Below are 1,659 nucleotides of genomic sequence, written 5' to 3'. Positions count from 1 at the left end.
CCCGAGATGCCGGAGGCGATGTACAGCTGCGGCGAGACACTCTTGCCGGTCTGGCCGACCTGGTTGGAGTGCGGGTACCAGCCCGCGTCCACCGCGGCACGCGAGGCACCCACGGCCGCACCCAGGCTGTCGGCCAGCGCCTCGATGATCGAGAAGTTCTCGGCGCCGTTGACGCCACGGCCACCGGAGACCACGATCGCGGCCTCGGTCAGCTCCGGACGCCCCGTCGCCTCACGCGGCGTGCGCGCGACGACCTTCGTGCCGGTGGCCTGCTCGGAGAACGACACGGCGAGGGCCTCGACCGCGCCGGCGGCCGGGGCGGCCTCCACGGCCGCGCTGTTGGGCTTGACCGTGATGACCGGAGTGCCCGTGGAGACACGGGACTTGGTGGTGTAGGAGGCGGCGAACGCGGCCTGCGTGGCCACCGGACCCTCCTCCGACGCCTCCAGGTCCACGGCGTCGGTGATGATGCCGGACTTGATCCGCACCGCCAGACGCGCCGCGATCTCCTTGCCCTCCGCCGAGGAGGGCACCAGCACGGCGGCCGGGGAGACGGCGCCGCAGGCGGCCTGCAGCGCATCCACCTTCGGCACCACCAGGTAGTCGGCGAACTCCGGCGCATCCACGGTCAGAACCTTCACCGCACCGTGCTCGGCCAGCACCGCGGCGGTGTCGGCGGCACCGTTGCCCAGCGCGAGGGCGACGGGCTCACCGATCCGGCGGGCCAGCGTCAAAAGCTCCAGGGTGGGCTTGCGGACGGCACCGTCCACGTGGTCGACATAGACGAGAACTTCAGCCATGGGACTTCAATCTCCTGCGGTTACAAGGGAAGTAGGGCGGTTGAGGGGTTCGGCGGGCCTTAGATGAACTTCTGGCCCGCGAGGAACTCGGCCAGCTGCTTGCCGCCCTCGCCCTCGTCCTTGACGATCGTGCCCGCCGTGCGGGCCGGACGCTCGGTCGCGGCATCGACCGTCGTGAAGGCGCCCTCCAGGCCGACCTGATCGGCCTCGATGTCCAGATCCGAGAGGTCCCAGGACTCGACCGGCTTCTTCTTCGCCGCCATGATCCCCTTGAACGAGGGGTAACGCGCCTCGCCCGACTGGTCGGTCACCGACACCACCGCCGGCAACGACGCCTCCAGCTGCTCCGATGCGGAGTCACCGTCCCGGCGGCCCTTGACCACACCGTCGGCGACCGCGACCTCCGACAGCAGCGTCACCTGCGGAACACCCAGACGCTCGGCCAGCAGCGCCGGCACCACACCCGCCGTGCCGTCCGTGGAGGCCATCCCCGAGATCACCAGGTCATAGCCGGCCTTCTCGATCGCCTTGGCAAGCACCAGCGACGTACCGATGATGTCGCTGCCGTGCAGGTCGTCGTCCTCCACGTGGATGGCCTTGTCCGCACCCATCGACAACGCCTTGCGCAACGCGTCCTTGGCGTCCTCGGGGCCCACCGTCAGCACGGTGATCTCCGCGTCGTCCGCCTCGTCCGCGATCTGCAGCGCCTGCTCCACCGCGTACTCATCGAGCTCCGACAGCAGACCATCGACATCGTCCCGGTCCACGGTCAAGTCATCGGCGAAGTGCCGGTCGCCAGTGGCGTCGGGCACGTACTTCACGGTGACAACGATCCTCAAGCTCACGCCGGCTCTCCTAC

2 protein-coding genes are annotated in these 1,659 nt (G+C 69.6%); both read right to left on the bottom strand.

All coding sequences use genetic code 11. The features are described 5' to 3' along the window. A partial coding sequence (locus E2651_RS43050) for an electron transfer flavoprotein subunit alpha/FixB family protein (RefSeq protein ID WP_135336704.1) occupies positions 1-800 on the bottom strand: 800 nt, incomplete at its 3' end. A 59-nt stretch (positions 801-859) separates the two neighbouring features. After that, positions 860-1,645 (bottom strand): electron transfer flavoprotein subunit beta/FixA family protein, encoded by a 786-nt coding sequence (locus tag E2651_RS43045; RefSeq protein WP_135336703.1) that lies wholly within the window; start codon positions 1,643-1,645, stop codon positions 860-862. Between the last annotated feature and the right edge of the window lie 14 nt (positions 1,646-1,659).

It is taken from the genome of Streptomyces sp. MZ04 (assembly GCF_004684775.1).
Lineage (GTDB): Bacteria > Actinomycetota > Actinomycetes > Streptomycetales > Streptomycetaceae > Streptomyces.
The sequence above is the reverse complement of the archived record's forward strand: the minus strand, read 5'-3'. Positions and strand labels throughout refer to the sequence as shown.